A 20,348-nucleotide genomic window follows, 5' to 3' on the forward strand; every position below is an offset into this window, starting at 1 on the left:
GGAGTAATAGTGAGCAGAAGTTTGAAGAAGGGTCCTTTCGTTGAGCCTCGCCTTCTTGATCGCATCGAGAAGATGAACGCGGCCGGCGAAAAGAACGTCATCAAGACCTGGTCCCGTGCCAGCACCATCTTCCCCGAAATGGTGGGCCACACCATCGCGGTGCACGACGGTCGCAAGCACGTGCCGGTTTACGTTACCGAGTCCATGGTCGGTCACAAGCTGGGCGAGTTCGCCCCCACGCGTACCTTCAAGGGTCACGCAGCCGACAAGAAGAAGCGATAAGAAGGGGTGAATCATGGAAGCTAAAGCAATCGCACGCACCGTGCGCATGTCGCCCCGCAAGGCACGCATCGTCGTCGACCTGATCCGCGGCAAGTCCGTTCCGGCTGCCCGTGAGATCTTGATGTTCACCAATCGCGCAGCCGCCGAGGTTGTCGAGAAGACGCTGAACTCCGCTGTGGCAAACGCTGAGTACCAGCATCATGTGCGTCCGGAGACGCTGGTCGTGAAGACCGCCTTCGTCGATGAGGGCCCCACGCTCAAGCGCATCCGTCCCCGCGCTAAGGGTTCCGCTTCGCGCATCCGCAAGCGCACCTGCCACATCACCATCATCGTCGCTCCGCGAGAGGAGGCATAAAGTCTATGGGTCAGAAGGTAAGCCCTACCGGGTTCCGCCTCGGTATCACCGAAGAGTGGCGCAGCCGTTGGTACGCCGACAAGGATTACGCCCAGAACCTGGCAAACGACTTGGCCATTAGGAAGTTCCTGGACAAGCAGCTGGCCCGTGCCGCCGTCTCCAAGGTCGAGATCGAGCGCGCAGGCGACAAGATCAAGGTCATCGTCACCACGGCTCGCCCGGGTGTCGTGATCGGCAAGAAGGGCGCCGAGATCGACGCTCTGCGCAAGAAGCTCGAGAAGGTCGCCAACGGCCCGGTCAACATCGAGGTCGTCGAGGTCAAGCGCCCCGAGCTGGACGCCAACCTCATCGCCCAGTCCGTTGCCGAGCAGCTCGAGGGCCGCGTCGCATTCCGTCGCGCCATGCGCAAGGCCGTGCAGTCCGCCCGCAAGTCCGGTGCCAAGGGCATCCGCATCCAGTGCGCCGGTCGTCTCGGCGGTGCCGAGATGAGCCGCCGCGAGTGGTACCGCGAGGGTCGCGTGCCGCTGCACACGCTGCGTGCCAAGGTTGACTACGGTTTCTGCACCGCCCGCACGCAGATGGGCGCCATCGGCGTTCAGGTGTGGGTGTACCACGGCGAGGTCCTGCCGGGCCAGAAGGCTCCGCAGCCTCAGCTCGAGGGCAGCTCTCGCCCGAACCGTTCCCGCCGCAACGACCGTAATGATAGGGGGCGCAAGTAATGCTCGTACCTAAGCGTGTTAAGCACCGTAAGGTGCAGCGCGGTTCCATGAAGGGCCGTGCAAAGGGTGGTACCCGTCTGAACCACGGCACCTGGGGCATTCAGGCCCTGGAAGCCCACTGGATCACCAACCGTCAGATCGAGGCCGCTCGTATCGCCATGACCCGTTGCATGAAGCGTGGCGGTAAGGTCTGGATCACCATCTTCCCGGACAAGCCGATCACCAAGAAGCCGGCTGAGACCCGCATGGGTTCCGGTAAGGGCAACCCCGAGGCCTGGGTCGCGGTCGTCAAGCCCGGTCGCATCATGTTCGAGATCGACGGCGTCGACGAGGCCACGGCCAAAGAGGCGCTCCGCCTTGCAATCAACAAGTTGCCCATCAAGTGCAAGATTGTGACCAAGGAAACGGAAGGGCAGGAGTAAATGAAAGCAGCAGAGATTCGTGAGCTGTCTGCCGACGATCTGCAGGCCAAACTCAAGGAAGCACGCGCTGAGCTTTTCAACCTGCGCTTCCAGATGGCAACGAGCCAGCTTGACAACACCGCACGCGTGAAGCAGGTCAAGAAGGACATCGCTCGCATCCAGACCGAGATGCGCGCCCGTGAGCTGAGCGCATAAAGGAAGGTTTGATAACATGAGCGAAGAGCGTAATACGCGTAAGGTCCGCCAGGGCGTCGTGGTCAGCGCCGCTAACGACAAGACGATCGTCGTCTCCGTCGCCGAGCGCAAGCCGCATCCGGTGTACAAGAAGATGATGACGACCACCAAGAAGTTCCACGCGCATGACGAGAACAACGAGGCTGGCGTCGGCGATACCGTCACCATCATGGAGACCCGTCCGCTGTCCAAGATGAAGCGCTGGCGTCTGGTGGAGATCAACGAAAAGGCGAAATAGCCCTTTCCTCTTATCCCATCAGATTACCGATTGAAAGATAGGTTGAAGCAATGATTCAGATGCAAACCATGCTCGCGGTCGCCGACAACTCCGGCGCTCGCAAGGTGCAGTGCATCAAGGTCCTGGGCGGCTCCAAGCGCCGTTACGCGGGCCTGGGCGACGTGATCATCTGCAGCGTCAAAGAGGCTATGCCCAACGGTGCTGTCAAAAAGGGTGACGTCGTGCGCTGCGTCGTTGTGCGCGTGAAGAAGGAAGTTCGTCGCGCTGACGGCAGCTACATCAAGTTCGACCAGAACGCCGCCGTCCTGATCGACGCCAACGGTGCGCCGCGCGGCACGCGTATCTTCGGGCCCGTCGCCCGCGAGCTGCGCGAGAAGAAGTACATGAAGATCGTGTCCTTGGCACCTGAGACGCTGTAAAGGGGGTTATTCGCAATGAACAGCATGAACATCAAGAAGGGCGACACCGTCCGCGTTCTGTCCGGCAAGGACAAGGGCAAGGAGGGCCAGGTCGTTTGTTCTCTCCCCAGCAAGCAGCGCGTGGTCGTCGAGAAGGTGAACATGGTCAAGAAGGCCATGCGCCCCACTCAGCAGAACCCGCAGGGCGGCATCATGTCCGTCGAGGCTCCCATCCATGTCTCCAACGTCATGGTCATCTGCCCCGAGTGCAAGCAGCCCACCCGCGTGTCCCACCGCGTGAACGAGGCCGGCAAGAAGGTCCGCGTTTGCAAGAAGTGCGGCAAGGACATCGATAAATAGTTTTGTTGAAGGCGGCCCGCCTTTGCGCGGGCCGCGTTTAGAATATGACCCTGGCCATATAAGACCAGGGACGCAGGGTCGGAAATCCTGCGTTTAATTCATCGAAAGGAAATCGCATGACTGCTCCTCGTCTCAAAGAGAAGTACAAGAACGAGATCGTCGCTAAGCTGGAAAGCCAGCTGGAGATCGCCAACATCAACGACGTTCCGCGTCTGGAGAAGATCGTTGTGAACATGGGTGTCGGCGCCGCCGCCTCCGACCACAAGCTGCTTGATGCCGCCATGAACGACATGCGCATCATCACCGGCCAGCAGCCTTGCATCACCCGCGCCAAGAAGTCCATCGCAGGCTTCCATGTGCGCGAGGGTCAGGCAATCGGCTGCAAGGTCACCCTGCGCGGCGACCGCATGTGGGAGTTCCTGGATCGTCTGCTGGCCGCTGCTCTGCCGCGCGTCCGCGACTTCCGCGGCATCTCCCCGACCAGCTTCGACGGTCGCGGCAACTACACGCTCGGCATCACCGAGCAGCTGATCTTCCCCGAGATCGAGTACGATAAGGTCGACCGCACCCGTGGTATGGACATCACGTTCGTCACCACCGCCGGCAACAACGAGAACGCCTTCGCGCTGCTGTCCGCGCTCGGCTTCCCGTTCAAGGACCGCGACTAACCCTTTTGTTTGACCGTAAGGATGGCCGGTCAGGCCATCCTGCAGGCAGTTTAAAGCCCGCTTTCCAGGCGGGCTTGGAAACAAGAAAGAAGGATTTGCATGGCAAAGAAATCGATGATCGCCAAGAGCGAGCGCGAGCCGAAGTTCTCCACGCGCCAGCACAATCGCTGCACGCGTTGCGGGCGTCCGCGCGCTTACTACCGTAAGTTCGGCCTGTGCCGCGTGTGCCTGCGCGAGCTGGCCAACAAAGGCGAGCTGCCCGGCGTGACCAAGGCTTCCTGGTAGGCCCCAACACAAGGTACGTACGGGTGTGCCACGGTTCAGGCGGGGGTGCTAAGGGCGCTTATCCGAACCGAACCGATCGGCTCATCACGAACCAAAGGAGAAACTTACTATGACCATGACTGACCCTATCGCAGATATGCTTACGCGCGTGCGTAACGCTAACTCTGCCGGCAAGGCTACGGTCTCCATGCCCTCCAGCAAGAAGCTGGTCGAGATCGCCCGCATCATGCAGGAAGAGGGCTATGTGGCCGGCTACGAGGTTGTCGAAGGCGAGCCTCGTGCCACGCTCGAAATCACGCTGAAGTACGGCGAGAAGAAGGCCAAGACCATCCGCGGCATCCGCCGCATCTCCAAGCCGGGTCTGCGCATCTACGCCGGCAAGGACGAGCTGCCCCGCGTTCTGGGCGGCCTCGGCACTGCAATCGTCTCCACGTCCAACGGCGTGATGACCGACCGCGACGCCCGCAAGAAGGGCATCGGCGGCGAGGTTATCGCGTACATCTGGTAGGAAAGGAAGGGATAGGTTTATGTCTCGTATCGGCAAGCAGCCCGTTACCGTTCCTGCCGGCGTCGACGTGAAGATCGACGGCCACATCGTGACGGTCAAGGGCCCCAAGGGCGAGCTCACCCGCGAGTTCAACCCCATGATGACCATCAGCCAGGAAGGCGAGGAGATCATCGTCTCCCGTCCCGACGATTCCCGTGAGGCCAGGAGCCTGCACGGCCTTACCCGCACCCTCATCCACAACATGGTCGAGGGCGTTTCCAACGGCTACCAGAAGAAGCTGCAGCTGGTCGGCGTCGGCTATCGTGCCGCGCTGAAGGGCAAGGACCTGGAGATGCAGCTGGGCTTCTCGCACCCCGTGCTCATGGAGTGCCCTGAGAACATCACGTTCGAGGTTCCCAGCCAGACCGAGATCGTCGTCTCCGGCATCAGCAAGGAGCAGGTCGGCCAGGTGGCCGCTAACGTCCGCGCATGGCGCAAGCCTGAGCCTTACAAGGGCAAGGGCATCCGCTATGAGGGCGAGCATGTCCGCCGCAAGGTCGGCAAGGCTGGCAAGGACTAAGCGCGCAAGCGTAACTGAACGAAGGGATTACCATGAATAAGCTTCAGAAAAAGCAAGCTGCGCTGGCCCGTCGCCATCGTCGCGTGCGCGGTAAGATCTCCGGCACGCCGGAGCGTCCCCGTCTTTGCGTGACGCGCAGCAACAACAACATCTACGTGCAGTTCGTCGACGACGTTGCGGGCAAGACCCTGTGCGGCGTTTCCACCCTGGGCCCTGATTTCAAGGCCACGGGCAAGAATGGCGCTAACGTCGAGGGCGCTACCGCTCTCGGTGAGATCGCAGGCAAGAAGGCTCAGGAATGCGGCATCACGGAAGTCGTTTTCGATCGTGGTGGCAACCTGTACCATGGGCGCGTCAAGGCTCTGGCCGACGCTGCTCGTGAAGCCGGTCTGAAATTCTAGAAGGGGTTTAGTCTATGGCTCGCAACAAGCAAGAGAACGCCGCAGCTCCCGAGCTCGAAGAGCGCGTCGTTTACATCAACCGCGTGTCCAAGGTCGTCAAGGGTGGTCGCCGCTTCGGTCTGACCGCGCTGGTGGTCGTGGGCGACCGCAACGGCCATGTCGGCATCGGCATGGGCAAGTCCCAGGAAGTGCCTACGGCCATCAAGAAGGGCGTGGAGGACGCAAAGAAGAACATGTTCTCCGTGCCGCTGACCGACGAGAAGACGCTGCCGCATGAGATCATCGGCGAGTTCGGTGCCGGTCGCGTCCTCATCAAGCCTGCTGTTCCCGGTACCGGCGTTATCGCCGGCGGCGCTGCTCGTGCCGTCCTGGAGCTGTCCGGTGTGGAGAACGTCCTGTGCAAGTCTCTGGGCACCGACAACGTCATGAACGTCGTCAAGGCCACGGCCGAGGGTCTGAAGGAAATGCAGTCCCCCGAGTCCGTTGCCGAGCGTCGTGGCATTTCCGTTGCCAAGATCTACGGCTGGAAGGAGTAACCCATGTCCGACGCTAAGAAGACGCTGCGTCTTACGCAGGTGAAGAGCTCCATCGGTTACAAGAAGGATCAGGCTGCAACGCTGAAGGCCCTGGGTCTCGGCAAGATTGGCCGCTCCATCGATCAGGTCGACAATGCCAACATCCGTGGCATGATCTTCAAGGTGAAGCATCTCATCAAGGTGGAGGAGCTGTAAAGTTCCCAATCGCCACCTTGGCATACTTACCCGTCTAGGGTATAATTATTGATTGGCGTGTCGGCTTCCGGCGCGCCAATCGGCTGTATTGGAAGTTTGCTGGCGGCGAGCTGCCAGCACCGGGCGGGAGCCCGGTAAGCTATCTGCAAGGAGAAAAGAATGGAACTCAAGGACCTCAAGCCCGCAGAGGGCTCTCGTAAGAACCGCAAGCGCGTCGGCCGCGGCCACGCTGCCGGTCAGGGCAAGACCGCCGGCCGCGGTATGAACGGCCAGAAGTCCCGCTCCGGTGGCGGCAAGGGCGCCGGCTTCGAGGGCGGCCAGACCCCGCTGGCACGTCGTCTGCCGAAGCTGCCCGGCTTCCGCAACATCAACCGTGTCGAGTACCTGCCCGTGAACGTCTCCCGTCTCGAGGAGAAGTTCGAGGCCGGCGACGTCGTCGATGGCGCTTCTCTGAAGGCCAAGGGCATCATCAAGCATGAGGACGCCCTGGTGAAGGTTCTCGGCGATGGCGACATCACCAAGGCCCTGACCGTCAAGGTCGATAAGGTTTCTGCCTCCGCCAAGGCGAAGATCGAGGCAGCTGGCGGAAAGGTCGAAGAGCCTTGCTAAGCTCTATCATCGACGCGTTCAAGGTTCCCGAGCTGCGCAAGAAGATCTTGTTCACGCTGGGCATCCTTGCGCTCTATCGATTCGGTTCCTACGTGCCGGTTCCGGGCATCCCGTTCCGCGAGTTCGCTGACTCGTTCCAGGATTCGGGCGTGTCCATGACCATGCTGGACCTGTTCACCGGCGGCGCGCTTTCGAACTTCTCGGTATTTTCGTTGGGCATCATGCCCTACATCACCGCATCCATCATCATGCAGCTGATGCAGGGCGTTATCCCGGCGGTGGGCCGTTGGGCGAAGGAAGGCGAGACCGGCAGGCGTCGCATCACCCAAGTCACGCGTTACCTGACGCTGGCGCTTGGCCTGATCAACGCCATCGGCTACCTGCTGCTGTTCAAGTCCCCGCAGTACGGCGTGGTGTTCTCTTCCGAGGTCCCCGAGATCGTCACCGACATCCTGGTGGTGTTCACGTTGGTGGCCGGAACCGCGTTCATCATGTGGATGGGCGAGCTCATCACGCAGCGCGGTGTCGGCAACGGCATGTCGCTCATCATCTTCGTGAGCATCGTCAGCCGTGTGCCTTCGGCCATCTTCTCTTCGGTGAACCTGACCACCGATACCGGCATGGGCATTGCCATTACGGTGCTCATCCTGGCAGTGGTGCTCGTGTGCATTCCCGCGATCATCTTCGTGGAGCGTGCGCAGCGTCGCATCCCGGTGAACTACGCCAAGCGCGTGCAGGGTCGTAAGATGATGGGCGGTCAGTCCACCTACATTCCCTTGAAGGTGAATGCGGCGGGCGTCATCCCGATTATCTTCGCAAGCTGCCTGATCTACTTCCCGGCTCAGCTTGCTGCTCTGTTCAATGTGGGTTGGTTGACGGCGTTCGCCGATGCCATCTCCACGGGTTGGGTGAACTGGATCCTCACCATCGCGCTCATCGTCTTCTTTGCGTATTTCTACACCTCCATGGTGTTCAATCCCGAGGAGACGGCGGACAACCTGCGCAAGCAAGGCGGCTTCATTCCTGGTGTGCGTCCCGGTTCCGCTACCGTGACTTACATCAAGAACGTGCTGCATCGCGTCACGCTTCCGGGCGGCATCTTCATCGCGGTCATCGCGGTCGTGCCGACCATTATCTTCTACTTCACCGGCAACACGCTTATCCAGGCGTTCGGCGGTACTTCCATCCTCATCATGATCGGCGTTGCGCTCGATACCATGAGCAAGGTTGAAAGCCAGTTGAAGATGCATAACTACGAGGGGTTCTTCAAGTAAGGAAACCTTGCAGTTACCGATAGGGAGGGCCTTAGGGCCCTCCCTTTTTGTTATGATGGAGAAGCATTATCTGCATATCTCGAAAGGATTGCTTCACCATGAACATCGTGTTGCTGGGCGCCCCGGGCGCCGGTAAGGGCACGCAGGCTGCCAAGCTGGTCGAGGATTGCGGCCTGTGCCATATCTCCACGGGCGACATCCTTCGCGCTGCCGTTAAGAATCAGACTCCCCTGGGCGTTAAGGCCAAGGGCTTCATGGACGCCGGCGAGCTGGTTCCCGATGATCTGATCATCGATCTGATGAAGGAGCGCATCGAGCAGCCTGACACCGAGAAGGGCGTCATCCTGGACGGTTTCCCGCGTACCACCACGCAGGCTGTGGCTCTTGATACCATGCTCGCCGAGCTGGAGCGCCCGCTGAATGCCGCTCTGCTCATCGACGTCGACTTCGAGGTTATCGTCAAGCGTCTGACCTCTCGTCGTATGTGCAAGGAATGCGGCCACATCGGCTCCGTCGCTGACGCTGCATGCCCCGCATGCGGTGGTGAGATGTATCAGCGCGACGACGACAACGAGGCCACGGTTCGTAACCGCCTCGACGTCTACGAGAAGTCCACGGCTCCGCTGATCGACTACTATCGCGGCTGCGACCTGCTCGTGTCCATCGACGGCGACCGCGACGTCGACGTTGTGTATGCTGATGTGAAGCAGACTCTTGGTCTGTAACATCTGCCGTAAAACGTGCATATTGCTTGAGAGGGGAGGGGTGAAACTACCCCTCCCTTTGCTTATCCCGTATAATGGTTCGCCGTATGCCTACCATGAAACAGAACATATCCTACTGGCACCAGCAGCTTATGCTTAAGCATGGCGCTACGGTAAAGCACGTCTTGAAAAGCGTCGTGTTGTTGGTGCTTGCGGCCTTGGTGCTGGAAACGTTCGTGTTCAACTTCAATTACTTTCGTACGGCGGGGTACCACACTACTAACCTGAACAATCGCTTGGCGCTTACGAAGACGCTTGACAACCAGTATCGAGTTACCGAGGTTAATCACGTCATCGAGTTCAAGAACCTCAACTCTGAGGTTCACAACGTGTGGTTGAACTTCGATTACCGGCAACCTGCCCAGCAGCTGAAGGTGAAGATTCAGTTCACCGACGAGGCTCATAGCACGTATTTCGATTCTACTGAGTACACAGTTGGCGTGCCCGAGGTGGACGTCAATACGCTGTGCGATCAAAGCGAGTACATCAATCTGAACACCACGGGGTTGGTGTCCAATCTCAAGATCACTATCACCGGCGAGGATATCAACTACCCGGTGAAGCTCTCGGACGTGTCCATCAACGCGCGAGAGCCGTTCCTGTTCAACCAGACGCGCTTCTTGCTAACGTTGGGCATTCTGTCGCTTGCGTTCATCTTCCGTCCGAAGTCTGCTATTTACCGCATCGGCATCGTTCGCAATCCCCGTAAGTCGAAAGCCGCGCTTATCACCGCCGTGGCAATCGAGATCGTGCTGCTCAGTTCCTATTTGTTCATGGGCTCGAACTTGGTAGGCGTCGCTACCAGCACGTACAATTCCGGCTCCTGGGATGGCACCGGCATCGCCAACACATTTAAAGTTGGCGGTGAGAATGCTCAGCAGTACGCCGAGCTTGCCAAATCCATGGCCCATGGCCAGTTGTACCTGGAGGAAACCCCTCCGCAATGGCTTCAGGAAATGGACGACCCTTACGACAAGGGCGCCCGCGATGAGCTGCAGAAGGAAACGGGCGAGGAGTACCTTTTCGACGTTGCCTACCACGACGGGCATTACTATGTGTACTTCGGCGTGGTTCCCGTGCTCGTGTTCTACTTGCCGTTCTATTTGCTGACCGGGTCGAATTTCCCGACGGCCATCGGCGTGCTCATAGCCGTCATCATGTTCGTGCTGGGCTGCTCGGCTCTGCTCGACAGGTTCGCGCGCTATCACTTCAAGCGCGTCAGCCTTGGCTTGTACCTGTTGCTGCAGATTCCGCTGGTTATGTGCTGCGGCATCTTGTATCTGCTGAAGTTCCCCACGTTCTACTCGCTTCCCATTTCCATGGGTCTGGCGTTTTCGGTTTGGGGCTTGTATCTGTGGATGCGCGGCCGTGCGGCGAAGCGTCCTTGCGGTTGGTATCTGGGCGGAAGCCTGTGCATGGCCCTGGTTGTCGGATGCCGTCCGCAGCTTATCGTGCTGTCGCTGGTGGCATTCCCGCTGTTCTGGCGCAAGTACATCACGAAGCGAACCATCCTCACGCGCAAGGGTGCGATCGAGTTCGCTTGCTTGATGGCGCCGTACATTGTGGTGGCGGTGGGGTTGATGCTGTACAATCATGCGCGCTTCGGCAGCTTTACCGATTTCGGCGCGAACTACAACCTGACGGTCAATGACATGACCAAGCGCGGTTGGAACATCGGGCGTCTGGCTCCGGCGTTGTTCGCGTACTTCCTGCAGCCGCCATCTATGACCGGCGTGTTCCCGTTCCTGCAGCCTGCTCCGTTCGAGACCACGTATTTGGGGCAGACCATCAAGGAGGTCACGTTCGGCGGCGTGTTGGCATGCCTTCCCATCCTGTGGATCCTGCCGTTCTCGCGCCGTATCTTGGCCTTGCGTTTCATGCAGCGCTCGACGCGCACTATCGCCGGCGTCATCATCGCCTTGCTGTTCGGCGGCGTGGTGGTTGCGCTCATGGATGCGCAGATGGCGGGCATCCTGCAGCGCTACTATGCGGACTTCAGCTTCATGTTCCTGGCGGCATCGGTGCTTCTGGCGTTTATCGTCAACGAGAACCTTAGACCCGGGTCGACGGCCCAGGTGCTGCTCATGAAGGGGCTGCTGGCGCTCGTCTGCATCTCGGTGCTGTATATCTCGCTTATCTGCTTCGTCCCGGAAACCGGATGGTTCTCCGATATCTACCCCTGGTCGTATCAGGACATCATCGAGACGGTGCTGTTCTGGACCTAGGCGGCGGCGTGCGGTGGGTGGCCTTCGCACGCGCTAGCTTCTATTGTCAACCCCGACCGATTTCAACGGCGAAAGAAAGGGCATCACATGCAACTGTTCATCGAGGAGACCTACGAGGATATGAGCCGTCGCGCGGCTGATCTGATCGCCGCGCAGCTGATCGTGGACCCGGCTTCCACGCTGGGCTTGGCAACCGGCTCCACGCCTATCGGGCTGTACGCGGACCTGGTGGAGGACTTCCGGGCCGACCGTATCAGCTTCGAGCAGGTCACCACGTTCAACCTGGACGAGTACCGTGGCCTGTCCCCCGAGCATGACCAGAGCTATCGCTACTTCATGCAGAAGAACCTCTTCGACCATGTCGACATCGACCCCGAGGCAACGAGCGTCCCCGACGGCGCCAATCCTGATGCACAGGCCGCTTGCGAGTCTTACGAGCAGGCCATCAGCGAAGCCGGCGGCATCGACCTGCAGCTGCTGGGTCTGGGCCACAACGGTCACATCGGCTTCAACGAGCCCTGCGACGAGTTCCCCGTGCGCACCCATGTGGTCGAGCTGACGGAGAGCACCATCAACGCCAACAGCCGTCTGTTCGAGTCCATCGACCAGGTTCCCCGCGAGGCCTACACCATGGGCATCGGCACCATCATGAAGGCGCGTGCCATCCTGGTGGTGGCCAGTGGCGTCGATAAGGCGCAGATTGTGCGCGACGCGTTCTTCGGCCCCGTCACGCCGCAGGTTCCCGCGTCCGTGCTGCAGCTGCACCCTAACGTCACCGTCGTGGTGGACGCCGAGGCCGGCTCGCTGCTGTAAGGCGAACCGGTGCCATAATCGATAACACATTCGAAGGGCTTTCCGCGCATGCGGAAGGCCCTTCCATATTTGAAAGGAGCATGCGGGTATGCGCATTGCAAACGGCAAGGTGTTCGACGGTCAATGCTTCCGCGAACGCGATGTGGTAGTGGAGGGGCAGACCTTCTCCAGCATCGAGGCATCGGGAGACGTAGCGTGCGGCGCGGGTGGCGCCGCCGATACGCTGGACGCTTCGGGATGCTATGTGATTCCAGGCCTGATAGATGTGCACTTCCACGGTGCCATGGGCCACGATTTCTGCGATGCGTCCGATGAGGGCATCTCCGCCATCGCGGCATACGAGGCAAGCCGTGGCGTGACCTCCATCTGCCCGACTACCATGACGCTTCCTGAAGAGCGCCTGGCTCCCATCGTGGCCAGCGTGGCCGCGCATGAAGCAGCAGCGGGGGAGGCCGGAATCGTGGGCATCAACATGGAAGGTCCCTATATCGCCCCCGACAAGGTGGGCGCGCAGAATCCTGCGTACGTACGCAGCGCCTCCATCGAAGAGTTCGGCCGCCTGCAGCAGCAGGCTATGGGCCTCATCAAGCTGGTGGACGTGGCTCCCGAGCAGCCGGGCAACCTGGAGTTCATCCGCCAGATGTCCCATGACGTGCGCGTCTCCGTAGCCCATACGTGCACAAGCTATGATGACGCGTGCGCGGCCTTCGATGCCGGCGCGCGCCATATGACGCACCTGTTCAATGCCATGCCCGCATTGCATCATCGAGAGCCCGGCCCTATTGCCGCCGGTGCGGAGCGTAACGACGTAACGGCCGAGATCATCGCCGACGGCGTGCATATCCATCCCGCTATGGTGCGCCTGGCGTTCGCTCTGTTCGGCGACGATCGCATGATCTTGATCAGCGACAGCCTGCGCGCCTGCGGGCTCGGTGATGGCGAATACGAGCTGGGCGGCCAGCAGTTCTTCGTCAAGGGCAATCGCGCCACCATCGCCAACGGCAGCCTTGCCGGCAGCGTTTCCGACGTGATGGCGTGCATGCGCACGGCGGTGCGCACCATGGGCATCCCGCTGACCAGCGCCGTGAAGGCTGCAACGGTCAATCCGGCCCGCGCCTTGGGCCTTGACGGCAAGCTCGGCGCCATCGCCCCGGGTTATCAGGCCGATGCCGTGGTGCTCGACCGCGACCTGAACATCAAGCACGTGGTGCTTCGAGGGAAGGCCATCGCGTAGCGATAGGTCGACCGGTTGCGCCGATGCGATGCGCTTTGCGCCGTTCGGGTGCCTGTTCGCGCCGTAAGGCGGATTCCATCCTTTGTTTGTGAAACGTTGGCCAGCGCGTTGACGAACGGCGAACCCCGATACTATGCTCATTGAAGTTTGCTCAACAAAAAGAAAGAGGCAAGGTACTCATCATGACCGATTCCCCGTTCCACGGCGTAATCCCCCCGGTGGTCATCCCGCTGACCGAGAAGAAGCAGCTTGACCTGGAGGCCTTCGAGCGCTCCATCAACCGTATGATCGACGCCGGCGTCGACGGCTTATTCTTCCTGGGCTCCTCGGGCGAGGTTGCGTTCCTCACCGACGCCCAGCGTTACCATGTGCTGCAGGAGGCCGTGGCCATCGTGAACCATCGCGTGCCCGTGCTTGCCGGCGTCATCGACATGGAAACCCTGCGCGTGGTCGATCAGGCCAAGCGCGCCAAGGGCTTCGGCGTCGACGCGCTGGTCGCTACCGCCCCGTTCTACGCCCTGGGCGGCCCGAAGGAGACTGAGCGTCACTTCCGCGCCATCCGCGAGCATACCGACCTGCCGCTGTTCGCCTACGACCTGCCCGTGTGCGTGCACACCAAGCTCGACCCCACCATGCTGGTGCGTCTGGGCAAGGACGGCGTGCTGCAGGGTGTGAAGGACTCCTCCGGCGACGACGTCAGCTTCCGCTGGCTGGTGCTCGAAAACGAGGACGCCGGTCATCCGCTGCAGCTGCTCACCGGCCATGAGGTGTGCGTCGACGGCGCGTACCTGGCAGGCGCCGACGGCAGCGTGCCGGGCCTGGCCAACCTCGACCCGCACAGCTACGTGGAGCAGTGGAAGGCCGCTCAGGCCGGCGACTGGAACCGCGTCAAGGAGATCCAGGATCACCTTGCCCGCCTGATGTTCCTGACCCGTGTGGTCAAGGCCACCGTCGGCTTCGGCGCCGGTGTGGGCGCGTTCAAGACGGCTTTGTGGCAGATGGGCGTGTTCAACACGAACCAGATGCGCGAGCCCGTCCAGGCGCTCGAGGGCGAGGATGTCGCGGCCATCGTCGAGGTCATCAAGAAGGCCGGCCTCATGGACGCGGACGCTCCCATCCGCAAGTAGCTTTTCTTCGCTTTTGCAAGCCGGCGCAGGTTCCACCCGCGCCGGCTTTTTTGTTTGCGGTACCATGGTTGGCACCAGGTGATAAGGTGCTTTTCGAAAAGGGAAGGGTGGGGTGCATGGAATATCCCGCATACGTTGCGGCGCTTGATATCGGCGGCACGAAGATCGCCGGCGCGCTGCTGCGATACGAGCAGATCGACGCTGCCCCTGAAGTCGTGTTTGAAACTCAGGTGCCCACGCAGGCGCAGCGCGGGGGCGGCCCCGTGCTCGTCACCGTGTGCGATGTGGCGAACACGGTGCTTGCCGAGGCGCGCTCGCGCCGAGAGCGGGTGCTCGGCATCGGCGTGTCCACCGCCGGGCGCGTGGATGCGGTCACGGGCGGTATCGCGTATGCCAACGAGATTATGCCCGGATGGACCGGCCAGCCCATCAAGGAGCGCTTGCAGGAGTCCTGCGAGCTGCCGGTGTCGGTGCTTAACGACGTGCAGGCCCATGCGCTCGGCGAGGCTCGCTGGGGCGCTGCCAGCGGGGCTGATACCTGCATGATGATCGCCGCCGGCACGGGCATCGGCGGCGCCGTGATCGCCCATGGGCGCTTGGTGCGCGGCAACCACGGTTTCGCCGGAGAAATCGGGCATATCGCCTGCTCGCAGGCTGTGGGTATCCCGTGCGTGTGCGGCGGTGCCGGTCATTTGGAGCTGGTGGCGTCGGGAAGCGGCATAGAGGCTCGCTATGCCGAGATCACGGGCAACCATATCGATGGCGCCGAGATCTCCCGCCGTGCAGCTGAAGGCGAGCCTGCGGCGCACAAGGTGATCATGACGGCGGGCATCGCCCTGGGCGAGGCCATCGCGGGCATCACGAACCTGCTCGATCCCGATATGGTGGTTATCGGCGGCTCGGTGCCCAAGGCGGGCACGAAGTGGCGTGCGGCGGTGCAGGAGGGCTTCGAGCGTCAAATCCCGCTGGCGCAGCGTAGTCTGCCTATCCTTGCTGCCGAGCTGGGCGGGCACGCTCCGCTTATCGGCGCGGCAGAGGATCTGCTTGACTACTTGGAGGATGTCGAGGCTCAGCAGGAGCTCGACGAGTTTGACGACGTCGAGGACATCGAAGCGTCTGACGAGTTGCATAACCCCCAGGAGCACCTGGATATGGAAGATCCGCAGGAGTAGTTCCCTCGGTAAATCGCAGCGCCCGACGCCGTGGATTCGCGGCTACGGGCGCCGCTTGTTTAAGATCGTGAAAGGATGGGGAAATGGATCCCATTATCGAGCAATTGCGCGGCAAGGTCATCGCCAGCTGCCAAGCGTATATGGGCGAGCCGCTGCGCCACCCCGAGACCATGGCGCAGATGGCCCGTGCGTGCGAGCTGGGCGGCGCTGGCGGCATCCGCTGCCAGGGCCTGTCCGATATCGCGGCCATCAAAGGCCGCACTGAGGTGCCTGTCATCGGCATCTGGAAGGAAGGCCACGAGGGCGTCTACATCACGCCCACGCTGCGTCATGCGCGCGCCTGCGTGATGGCAGGCGCCGACATCGTGGCAATCGACGCTACCGATCGCCCGCGCCCCGACGGCAAGACGCTTGAGGACACGGTGCGTCCGCTGAAGGAGGAGGGCGTGCTCGTGATGGCGGACTGCTCCACCATCGAGGACATCCGCCATGCGTTCGCCATCGGCTGCGATATCGCCTCCACCACGCTCTCGCACCCTGGCGCCGCCATCGACTGCGGCATGGCTGACGGCCCGGATGTGGCGCTGGTGCGCCAGGCCGTGGAGGAGTTCCCCGACAAGCCTGTCATCTGCGAGGGCCGCGTGCATACGCCTGCCGACGCCAAGGCTGCCATGGATGCCGGCGCGTGGGCTGTCGTGGTCGGCACCGCCATCACGCACCCCACCAGCATCACCAGCTGGTTCGTGGAGGCTGCTAGCAAGTAGGTTTTAGCAGTCCCATCGGAAGCCCCGGCTTTTGTTGGCCGGGGCTTCTTTTTGTCCCGTTCGATGAGTCCTTGCTCGGTTCCCCAGTCGCTCAGACAGTCCTCGCTTGGCGGAACAGTCCACTGGACTGTTCCAGTCGCTGCGGAACTCGCTTTATGAGGTACCGAGCAAGGGCTCATCTGTGTTACTCGGATTGTTGGCTCGCCGATAACAAGGGCTTCCTAGGTTATATGTTATTGCTTCTGAAATCCAAGCAAATGAAAATCGCCCCCGCTGCTCTTGCGAGCGGCGGGGGCGATTGCGTTTCCCGTTAGGTTAGCCCGTTGGAAGGCTACTTGCCCAATTCGGGATGGAGCAGGGAGGGGGCGGCGCCCAGGAGCAGGCGCGTGTAGTCGTCCTTGGGGTTGTTGAAGATCTGCTCAGCGGTGCCGCGCTCAACGGCCTGACCATGGTTCATGACGATGATCTGGTCGGAGATGTAGCGCACCGTCTGGATGTCATGGCTGATGAACACCATGGCAAGGTTGAGCTCCTTCTTCAGATCCATCAGCAGGTTGAGGATCTGGGCGCGCACGGACACGTCGAGTGCCGAGGTGGGCTCGTCGGCGATGATGGCGTCGGGTTTCAGGGACAGCGCACGGGCGATTGCCACGCGCTGACGCTGGCCGCCGGACATCTGGCCGGGCAGCGCCTCAAGGACGCTGTTGGGAAGGCCCACCATCTCGATGAGCTCGCGCACGCGAGCCTCGCGGGACTTCGCGTCGCCCACCTTGTGCACGATCATGGGGTCCATTAGCTGCTCGCGGACGGTCATGCGCGCGTTCAGGGCCGTTGCCGGGTCCTGGAACACGACGGAGATGACGCGGCCGATGATCTTACGCTGCGCTGCGGTGCGCTTCGTGACATCGGTGCCCTTGAAGTACACATGACCGGACGTGGGGGTCTGCAGACCGCACATGACGTTGGCCGTAGTGGACTTGCCGCAGCCGGACTCGCCGACGATGCCGATGGTCTGGCCCGGCATGAGCTTCAGGGACAGGCCGTTGACGGCGTGGACCTTGTTGGGGTGCAGCAGGGAGCCGGTACGCGTCTTGAACACCACGTGGATATCATCAAGGAAGATGATAGGCGTCTGCTCGTCGTTGTTGGCGACGGCTGCACTGTTGGTTGCTTCGGCCATTAGTTCGCACCTCCCGTGAGATAAGGCTTGACGCCGATGCGCTTCAGCTCGCTGTCAGGCAGCTCGGCGTAGTAGTGGTCGGAATTCGCCACACGCTTGAGCATGGGTCGCACGTTCGACGTCTTGTCCGGATGGCTGGAGCGCGGACGGAAGCGGTCGCCTTCGGGGAAGTCCTTCGGCGAAGGTACCGAGCCGGGAACCTGATGCAGGCGCGCACCGCCGGCCTCGATGGACAGAACGGAGCCGAGCAGGCCGCGCGTGTACTCGTGGATGGGGTTGGTGAGGATCTCCTTCACCGGGCCCTGCTCCACAACCTGGCCAGCGTACATGACGGTGATGGAGTTGGCGACCTCGGCAACAAGCGCCAGGTCGTGGCTCACGAACACCATGGCGAAGCCAAGCTCGTGCTGCAGCTTGTTCAGCAGGTCGATGACCTGCTTCTGGACCGTCACGTCAAGGGCGGTGGTGGGCTCGTCGGCGATGACCAGCTTGGGGTCGCGCGTCAGGGCCATGGCGATGAGCACGCGCTGGCGCTGGCCGCCGGAGAGCTCGTGCGGATAGGAATCCAGCGTGCGCTTTGGGTCCAGGCCGACCAGCTCGAGCAGCTCCTCGGCGGTACGGGTGCCGCCGCGCTTGGTCAGCTGCTTCATCTGAGAGCGGATGAGCATGGAGGGGTTGAGCGAGGACAGGGCGTCCTGGTAGACCATGGCGATCTCGCGGCCGCGCAGCTCGTTCATCTCCTTGTCGGAGAGGTTGAGCAGGTTCTTGCCGTCGTACATGATCTCGCCGGAGATTTCGGCCTTCTTGTCCAGCAGGCCCATGATGGCCAGGCTGGTGATGGACTTGCCGCAGCCGGACTCGCCCACAAGGCCCATGGTCTGGCGCGGGCGCACCACGAAGCTGACATGGTCGACCACGTTCACATCGCCATGGCGGGGGAACTTGATGCACAGGTCCTTGACTTCCAGGATGGGCGGCACGTCGGTGCGGGCCTCGAAGCGGTCGGTGCGCGTAAGCTCGGCTTCCTTAAGGGCGGCCAGGCGCTTGTTGAGCATGTCGGCCTGAGCAGCGTAGGCCAGCGTCGGGTCGGCGACCATACGATCGGCCTCGCGGTCCTTGTTCAGGTCGTTCTCGTCGACCTTCACGGCGCTCTTCGGCGCGGCGATGGCGTCGGTGATGCCCTCGGAGACGATGTTGAGGCACAGAACGGTCAGCATGATCATGATGCCGGGGAACAGCGCCTGCCACCAACGGCCGGCCAGCACGCCGTTGCGGGCGTCGGCCAGGATGTTGCCCCAGGTGGGGGTGGGCTCGGGGATGCCGGCGCTGATGAAGGCCAGGGAGGCCTCGAACACGATGGCGTCTGCCACGAGCACGATGGTGAACACGAGGACGGGAGCCACGCAATTGCGCACGACGTGCTTCCACAGGATCCACGGGGCGCGGGCGCCGGAGACGACGACTGCGCGGACGTAGTCCTGGTTGTACTCGCTCATGACGTTGGCGCGCACGATACGGGCGATCTGCGGGATGTACAGAAAGCCGATCGCGAAGATGAGCGAAGGTACGGAGTTGCCGAACACCACGATGAAGGTTGCGGCAAGCGCGATGCCGGGGAAGGACATGATGATGTCCAGGATGCGCATGATGACGTTGGCGATGCGCGGGCGCACGACGGCGGCGATAGCGCCGATGATGGAGCCCACGACCAGTGCGAAGCCGGTAGCGCCCAGGCCGATGACCAGGGAGTACTTAGCGCCGCACATCAGGCGGGACATAACGTCGCGGCCCTTGTCGTCGGTGCCGAACAGGTGCGCGGAATCAGGCGCGCAGAACGAGGTGAAGATCTCGTAGGGGCTGTAGGGCGCGATGAAGTCGGCGAGTGCGGCCACTACGATGATAGCGATGAGGATGACCAGCGAGATACGCGCGCCGATGGTCATGTTCTTCCAGCGACGGAAGCGGACCTTGCCGGCGCCGTCCTCCATCTTCTTGGTGAGGTCGCCACGAAGTTGAACCATACTCTACACCGTCCTAATTCGCGGATCGATAAGGATGTAGAGCATGTCGACGATGACGTTCACGATGATGAACGTGATGGCGACGACGAGAACGACACCCTGAACCAACATGACGTAATTCGAAGTAACGCCGGAGACGATGGCCATGCCCATGCCCGGAAGGGCGAAGATGACCTCGAGGACCACGGCGCCGCCGATCATGTAGCCGAACTTCAGGCCAAGCACGGTGACGGGCGTGATCAGGGCGTTGCGCAGCACGTTGCGGGCGACGACGGTGCCGTAGGGGATGCCGAAGCCGCGGGCGGTGCGCACGTAGTCCTTATCGAGCTCCTCGACCATGGACGTGCGGATGATGCGCGTCATCTGGCCGGTCAGCGGCACGGCAAGGGCGATGCCGGGCATGGCCATGCGCGCAAGCCATCCACCGGGGTCTTGCGTGAGCGCAGGCAGGGCGCCGGAGGCCGGCAGCAGGTGCAGCGTGGAGGAGAACAGCAGGATGAACAGCACCGACAGCCAGAACGACGGCGTGGCGATGCAGGCGATGGAGAAGATGCGGATGACCTGGTCGGGCCAGCGGTCGCGATACAGGGCGGAAACGACGCCGAGGATGGCGCTGGCGACGATGGCGATGATGAAGCCGAAGAAGCCGAGCTGCAGCGTGATGGGCAGCGCGGTGGCGATGCGAGCGGACACGGACTGGTTCGAGGGACCGAACGTGCCCAGATCGCCATGGAAGAAGCCGACCATGTAGTCGCCGTAGCGAACGATCAGCGGATCGTTGAGGCCGTGCTCGACGCGGTAGGCCTCCAACTGGTCGGGTGACGCGTTTTCGCCAAGCGCCGAGAAGGCGGGGTCGATAGGCGAAAGCGACATCAGGAAGAAGACGAGAACGGTGACACCGAACACCATGATGGGCAGCCAAAGCAGGCGATTGCCGATCAGTCGAAGCAGGTTGTTCACTCGATCCCCTCCTTTCTGTAGGCTCATAAGAGCATGCTTACGTTA

The 20,348-nt window shown here is 61.7% G+C and carries 27 protein-coding genes; 24 read left to right on the forward strand and 3 right to left on the reverse strand.

Annotated elements, in window-relative coordinates; genetic code table 11:
* The first annotated feature begins 9 nt into the window (after nucleotides 1–9).
* From rpsS to SFHG_RS02385, 24 genes are all read left to right on the forward strand, one after another.
* The gene (gene rpsS, locus SFHG_RS02270) at nucleotides 10–282 is read left to right on the forward strand and encodes a 30S ribosomal protein S19 (RefSeq protein WP_042432869.1); all 273 of its coding nucleotides are present in this window, start codon (nucleotides 10–12) and stop codon (nucleotides 280–282) included.
* A 13-nt stretch (nucleotides 283–295) separates the two neighbouring features.
* Nucleotides 296–637, forward strand: a complete 342-nt coding sequence (gene rplV / locus SFHG_RS02275; protein WP_042432872.1) for a 50S ribosomal protein L22 — start codon at nucleotides 296–298, stop codon at nucleotides 635–637.
* A gap of 5 nt (nucleotides 638–642) precedes the next feature.
* Nucleotides 643–1,356 carry a 30S ribosomal protein S3 gene (gene rpsC / locus SFHG_RS02280; protein ID WP_042432875.1) on the forward strand — a complete coding sequence of 238 codons (714 nt, stop codon included), beginning with the start codon at nucleotides 643–645 and terminating at the stop codon, nucleotides 1,354–1,356.
* On the forward strand, nucleotides 1,356–1,778 hold the full coding sequence (gene rplP / locus SFHG_RS02285; protein ID WP_042432877.1) for a 50S ribosomal protein L16: 423 nt from the start codon (nucleotides 1,356–1,358) through the stop codon (nucleotides 1,776–1,778). The genes rpsC and rplP overlap by 1 nt, the downstream gene beginning before the upstream one ends.
* Complete coding sequence (gene rpmC, locus SFHG_RS02290; protein WP_009306348.1) at nucleotides 1,779–1,973, forward strand: 50S ribosomal protein L29; 195 nt, start codon at nucleotides 1,779–1,781, stop codon at nucleotides 1,971–1,973. It abuts the gene before it with no gap.
* A gap of 16 nt (nucleotides 1,974–1,989) precedes the next feature.
* Nucleotides 1,990–2,250, forward strand: a complete 261-nt coding sequence (rpsQ, locus tag SFHG_RS02295; RefSeq protein ID WP_042432881.1) for a 30S ribosomal protein S17 — start codon at nucleotides 1,990–1,992, stop codon at nucleotides 2,248–2,250.
* A gap of 50 nt (nucleotides 2,251–2,300) precedes the next feature.
* Entirely contained in the window at nucleotides 2,301–2,669 is a 369-nt protein-coding gene (gene rplN, locus SFHG_RS02300; RefSeq protein WP_042432884.1) for a 50S ribosomal protein L14, read from the forward strand.
* A gap of 15 nt (nucleotides 2,670–2,684) precedes the next feature.
* Nucleotides 2,685–3,008 carry a 50S ribosomal protein L24 gene (rplX, locus tag SFHG_RS02305; RefSeq protein WP_042432887.1) on the forward strand — a complete coding sequence of 108 codons (324 nt, stop codon included), beginning with the start codon at nucleotides 2,685–2,687 and terminating at the stop codon, nucleotides 3,006–3,008.
* A gap of 116 nt (nucleotides 3,009–3,124) precedes the next feature.
* A complete protein-coding gene (rplE, locus tag SFHG_RS02310; protein ID WP_042432889.1) occupies nucleotides 3,125–3,676 on the forward strand; it encodes a 50S ribosomal protein L5 in 552 nt (183 codons plus the stop codon).
* A 99-nt stretch (nucleotides 3,677–3,775) separates the two neighbouring features.
* Nucleotides 3,776–3,961 carry a type Z 30S ribosomal protein S14 gene (locus tag SFHG_RS02315; RefSeq protein ID WP_042432893.1) on the forward strand — a complete coding sequence of 62 codons (186 nt, stop codon included), beginning with the start codon at nucleotides 3,776–3,778 and terminating at the stop codon, nucleotides 3,959–3,961.
* Between the two features lie 109 nt (nucleotides 3,962–4,070).
* Nucleotides 4,071–4,469 carry a 30S ribosomal protein S8 gene (gene rpsH / locus SFHG_RS02320; protein ID WP_042432896.1) on the forward strand — a complete coding sequence of 133 codons (399 nt, stop codon included), beginning with the start codon at nucleotides 4,071–4,073 and terminating at the stop codon, nucleotides 4,467–4,469.
* 19 nt (nucleotides 4,470–4,488) lie between these two features.
* On the forward strand, nucleotides 4,489–5,028 hold the full coding sequence (rplF, locus tag SFHG_RS02325; protein WP_042432900.1) for a 50S ribosomal protein L6: 540 nt from the start codon (nucleotides 4,489–4,491) through the stop codon (nucleotides 5,026–5,028).
* A gap of 32 nt (nucleotides 5,029–5,060) precedes the next feature.
* The gene (rplR, locus tag SFHG_RS02330) at nucleotides 5,061–5,429 is read left to right on the forward strand and encodes a 50S ribosomal protein L18 (RefSeq protein WP_042432903.1); all 369 of its coding nucleotides are present in this window, start codon (nucleotides 5,061–5,063) and stop codon (nucleotides 5,427–5,429) included.
* A gap of 14 nt (nucleotides 5,430–5,443) precedes the next feature.
* Nucleotides 5,444–5,965: a 30S ribosomal protein S5 gene (rpsE, locus tag SFHG_RS02335; RefSeq protein ID WP_042432906.1), complete on the forward strand. Its 522-nt coding sequence runs from the start codon at nucleotides 5,444–5,446 to the stop codon at nucleotides 5,963–5,965.
* Between the two features lie 3 nt (nucleotides 5,966–5,968).
* Nucleotides 5,969–6,160, forward strand: coding sequence for a 50S ribosomal protein L30 (gene rpmD, locus SFHG_RS02340; protein WP_042432910.1), 192 nt, complete (start codon nucleotides 5,969–5,971; stop codon nucleotides 6,158–6,160).
* Nucleotides 6,161–6,319: 159 nt separating this feature from the next.
* Nucleotides 6,320–6,769: a 50S ribosomal protein L15 gene (gene rplO / locus SFHG_RS02345; RefSeq protein ID WP_042432913.1), complete on the forward strand. Its 450-nt coding sequence runs from the start codon at nucleotides 6,320–6,322 to the stop codon at nucleotides 6,767–6,769.
* Nucleotides 6,763–8,043, forward strand: a complete 1,281-nt coding sequence (secY, locus tag SFHG_RS02350) for a preprotein translocase subunit SecY (protein WP_042432916.1) — start codon at nucleotides 6,763–6,765, stop codon at nucleotides 8,041–8,043. The genes rplO and secY overlap by 7 nt, the downstream gene beginning before the upstream one ends.
* 98 nt (nucleotides 8,044–8,141) lie before the next feature.
* Nucleotides 8,142–8,768, forward strand: coding sequence for an adenylate kinase (locus SFHG_RS02355; protein WP_042432919.1), 627 nt, complete (start codon nucleotides 8,142–8,144; stop codon nucleotides 8,766–8,768).
* 86 nt (nucleotides 8,769–8,854) lie between these two features.
* Nucleotides 8,855–11,032 carry a hypothetical protein gene (locus SFHG_RS02360; RefSeq protein ID WP_042433637.1) on the forward strand — a complete coding sequence of 726 codons (2,178 nt, stop codon included), beginning with the start codon at nucleotides 8,855–8,857 and terminating at the stop codon, nucleotides 11,030–11,032.
* Nucleotides 11,033–11,119: 87 nt separating this feature from the next.
* Nucleotides 11,120–11,845: a glucosamine-6-phosphate deaminase gene (nagB, locus tag SFHG_RS02365; protein WP_042432922.1), complete on the forward strand. Its 726-nt coding sequence runs from the start codon at nucleotides 11,120–11,122 to the stop codon at nucleotides 11,843–11,845.
* A gap of 88 nt (nucleotides 11,846–11,933) precedes the next feature.
* On the forward strand, nucleotides 11,934–13,079 hold the full coding sequence (gene nagA, locus SFHG_RS02370; protein ID WP_042432926.1) for an N-acetylglucosamine-6-phosphate deacetylase: 1,146 nt from the start codon (nucleotides 11,934–11,936) through the stop codon (nucleotides 13,077–13,079).
* A gap of 182 nt (nucleotides 13,080–13,261) precedes the next feature.
* The gene (locus SFHG_RS02375; RefSeq protein ID WP_042432929.1) at nucleotides 13,262–14,206 is read left to right on the forward strand and encodes a dihydrodipicolinate synthase family protein; all 945 of its coding nucleotides are present in this window, start codon (nucleotides 13,262–13,264) and stop codon (nucleotides 14,204–14,206) included.
* Between the two features lie 116 nt (nucleotides 14,207–14,322).
* The gene (locus tag SFHG_RS02380) at nucleotides 14,323–15,378 is read left to right on the forward strand and encodes an ROK family protein (protein ID WP_081468885.1); all 1,056 of its coding nucleotides are present in this window, start codon (nucleotides 14,323–14,325) and stop codon (nucleotides 15,376–15,378) included.
* An 83-nt stretch (nucleotides 15,379–15,461) separates the two neighbouring features.
* Nucleotides 15,462–16,142 (forward strand): N-acetylmannosamine-6-phosphate 2-epimerase, encoded by a 681-nt coding sequence (locus tag SFHG_RS02385; protein WP_042432932.1) that lies wholly within the window; start codon nucleotides 15,462–15,464, stop codon nucleotides 16,140–16,142.
* A gap of 331 nt (nucleotides 16,143–16,473) precedes the next feature.
* Here SFHG_RS02385 and SFHG_RS02390 read toward each other — a convergent pair whose 3' ends face one another.
* The 3 genes from SFHG_RS02390 to SFHG_RS02400 are packed head-to-tail and all read right to left on the reverse strand — an operon-like array spanning nucleotide 16,474 to nucleotide 20,303.
* A complete protein-coding gene (locus SFHG_RS02390; RefSeq protein WP_042432935.1) occupies nucleotides 16,474–17,322 on the reverse strand; it encodes an ABC transporter ATP-binding protein in 849 nt (282 codons plus the stop codon).
* Nucleotides 17,322–19,343: a dipeptide/oligopeptide/nickel ABC transporter permease/ATP-binding protein gene (locus SFHG_RS02395; protein ID WP_042432938.1), complete on the reverse strand. Its 2,022-nt coding sequence runs from the start codon at nucleotides 19,341–19,343 to the stop codon at nucleotides 17,322–17,324. Before SFHG_RS02395 ends, SFHG_RS02390 begins: the two co-directional genes overlap by 1 nt.
* A gap of 3 nt (nucleotides 19,344–19,346) precedes the next feature.
* The gene (locus SFHG_RS02400) at nucleotides 19,347–20,303 is read right to left on the reverse strand and encodes an ABC transporter permease (protein ID WP_042432940.1); all 957 of its coding nucleotides are present in this window, start codon (nucleotides 20,301–20,303) and stop codon (nucleotides 19,347–19,349) included.
* Nucleotides 20,304–20,348: the final 45 nt, after the last annotated feature.

Origin of the sequence: Senegalimassilia anaerobia JC110, from assembly GCF_000236865.1 — a bacterium.
Lineage (GTDB): Bacteria > Actinomycetota > Coriobacteriia > Coriobacteriales > Eggerthellaceae > Senegalimassilia > Senegalimassilia anaerobia.

What these genes read in the sequence shown, in the direction of transcription:
- nagA (WP_042432926.1), top strand. Translation starts at nt 11,934, where the DNA reads ATGCGCATTGCAAACGGCAAGGTGTTCGACGGTCAATGCTTCCGCGAA.
- SFHG_RS02355 (WP_042432919.1), top strand. Translation starts at nt 8,142, where the DNA reads ATGAACATCGTGTTGCTGGGCGCCCCGGGCGCCGGTAAGGGCACGCAG.
- rpmC (WP_009306348.1), top strand. Translation starts at nt 1,779, where the DNA reads ATGAAAGCAGCAGAGATTCGTGAGCTGTCTGCCGACGATCTGCAGGCC.
- rplO (WP_042432913.1), top strand. Translation starts at nt 6,320, where the DNA reads ATGGAACTCAAGGACCTCAAGCCCGCAGAGGGCTCTCGTAAGAACCGC.
- rplV (WP_042432872.1), top strand. Translation starts at nt 296, where the DNA reads ATGGAAGCTAAAGCAATCGCACGCACCGTGCGCATGTCGCCCCGCAAG.
- SFHG_RS02375 (WP_042432929.1), top strand. Translation starts at nt 13,262, where the DNA reads ATGACCGATTCCCCGTTCCACGGCGTAATCCCCCCGGTGGTCATCCCG.
- rplR (WP_042432903.1), top strand. Translation starts at nt 5,061, where the DNA reads ATGAATAAGCTTCAGAAAAAGCAAGCTGCGCTGGCCCGTCGCCATCGT.
- rplX (WP_042432887.1), top strand. Translation starts at nt 2,685, where the DNA reads ATGAACAGCATGAACATCAAGAAGGGCGACACCGTCCGCGTTCTGTCC.
- rplF (WP_042432900.1), top strand. Translation starts at nt 4,489, where the DNA reads ATGTCTCGTATCGGCAAGCAGCCCGTTACCGTTCCTGCCGGCGTCGAC.
- rpsC (WP_042432875.1), top strand. Translation starts at nt 643, where the DNA reads ATGGGTCAGAAGGTAAGCCCTACCGGGTTCCGCCTCGGTATCACCGAA.
- SFHG_RS02395 (WP_042432938.1), bottom strand. Translation starts at nt 19,343, where the DNA reads ATGGTTCAACTTCGTGGCGACCTCACCAAGAAGATGGAGGACGGCGCC.
- rpsE (WP_042432906.1), top strand. Translation starts at nt 5,444, where the DNA reads ATGGCTCGCAACAAGCAAGAGAACGCCGCAGCTCCCGAGCTCGAAGAG.
- SFHG_RS02315 (WP_042432893.1), top strand. Translation starts at nt 3,776, where the DNA reads ATGGCAAAGAAATCGATGATCGCCAAGAGCGAGCGCGAGCCGAAGTTC.
- rpsH (WP_042432896.1), top strand. Translation starts at nt 4,071, where the DNA reads ATGACCATGACTGACCCTATCGCAGATATGCTTACGCGCGTGCGTAAC.
- SFHG_RS02390 (WP_042432935.1), bottom strand. Translation starts at nt 17,322, where the DNA reads ATGGCCGAAGCAACCAACAGTGCAGCCGTCGCCAACAACGACGAGCAG.
- rplN (WP_042432884.1), top strand. Translation starts at nt 2,301, where the DNA reads ATGATTCAGATGCAAACCATGCTCGCGGTCGCCGACAACTCCGGCGCT.
- SFHG_RS02380 (WP_081468885.1), top strand. Translation starts at nt 14,323, where the DNA reads ATGGAATATCCCGCATACGTTGCGGCGCTTGATATCGGCGGCACGAAG.
- rpmD (WP_042432910.1), top strand. Translation starts at nt 5,969, where the DNA reads ATGTCCGACGCTAAGAAGACGCTGCGTCTTACGCAGGTGAAGAGCTCC.
- rpsQ (WP_042432881.1), top strand. Translation starts at nt 1,990, where the DNA reads ATGAGCGAAGAGCGTAATACGCGTAAGGTCCGCCAGGGCGTCGTGGTC.
- rplP (WP_042432877.1), top strand. Translation starts at nt 1,356, where the DNA reads ATGCTCGTACCTAAGCGTGTTAAGCACCGTAAGGTGCAGCGCGGTTCC.
- SFHG_RS02360 (WP_042433637.1), top strand. Translation starts at nt 8,855, where the DNA reads ATGCCTACCATGAAACAGAACATATCCTACTGGCACCAGCAGCTTATG.
- rplE (WP_042432889.1), top strand. Translation starts at nt 3,125, where the DNA reads ATGACTGCTCCTCGTCTCAAAGAGAAGTACAAGAACGAGATCGTCGCT.
- SFHG_RS02385 (WP_042432932.1), top strand. Translation starts at nt 15,462, where the DNA reads ATGGATCCCATTATCGAGCAATTGCGCGGCAAGGTCATCGCCAGCTGC.
- nagB (WP_042432922.1), top strand. Translation starts at nt 11,120, where the DNA reads ATGCAACTGTTCATCGAGGAGACCTACGAGGATATGAGCCGTCGCGCG.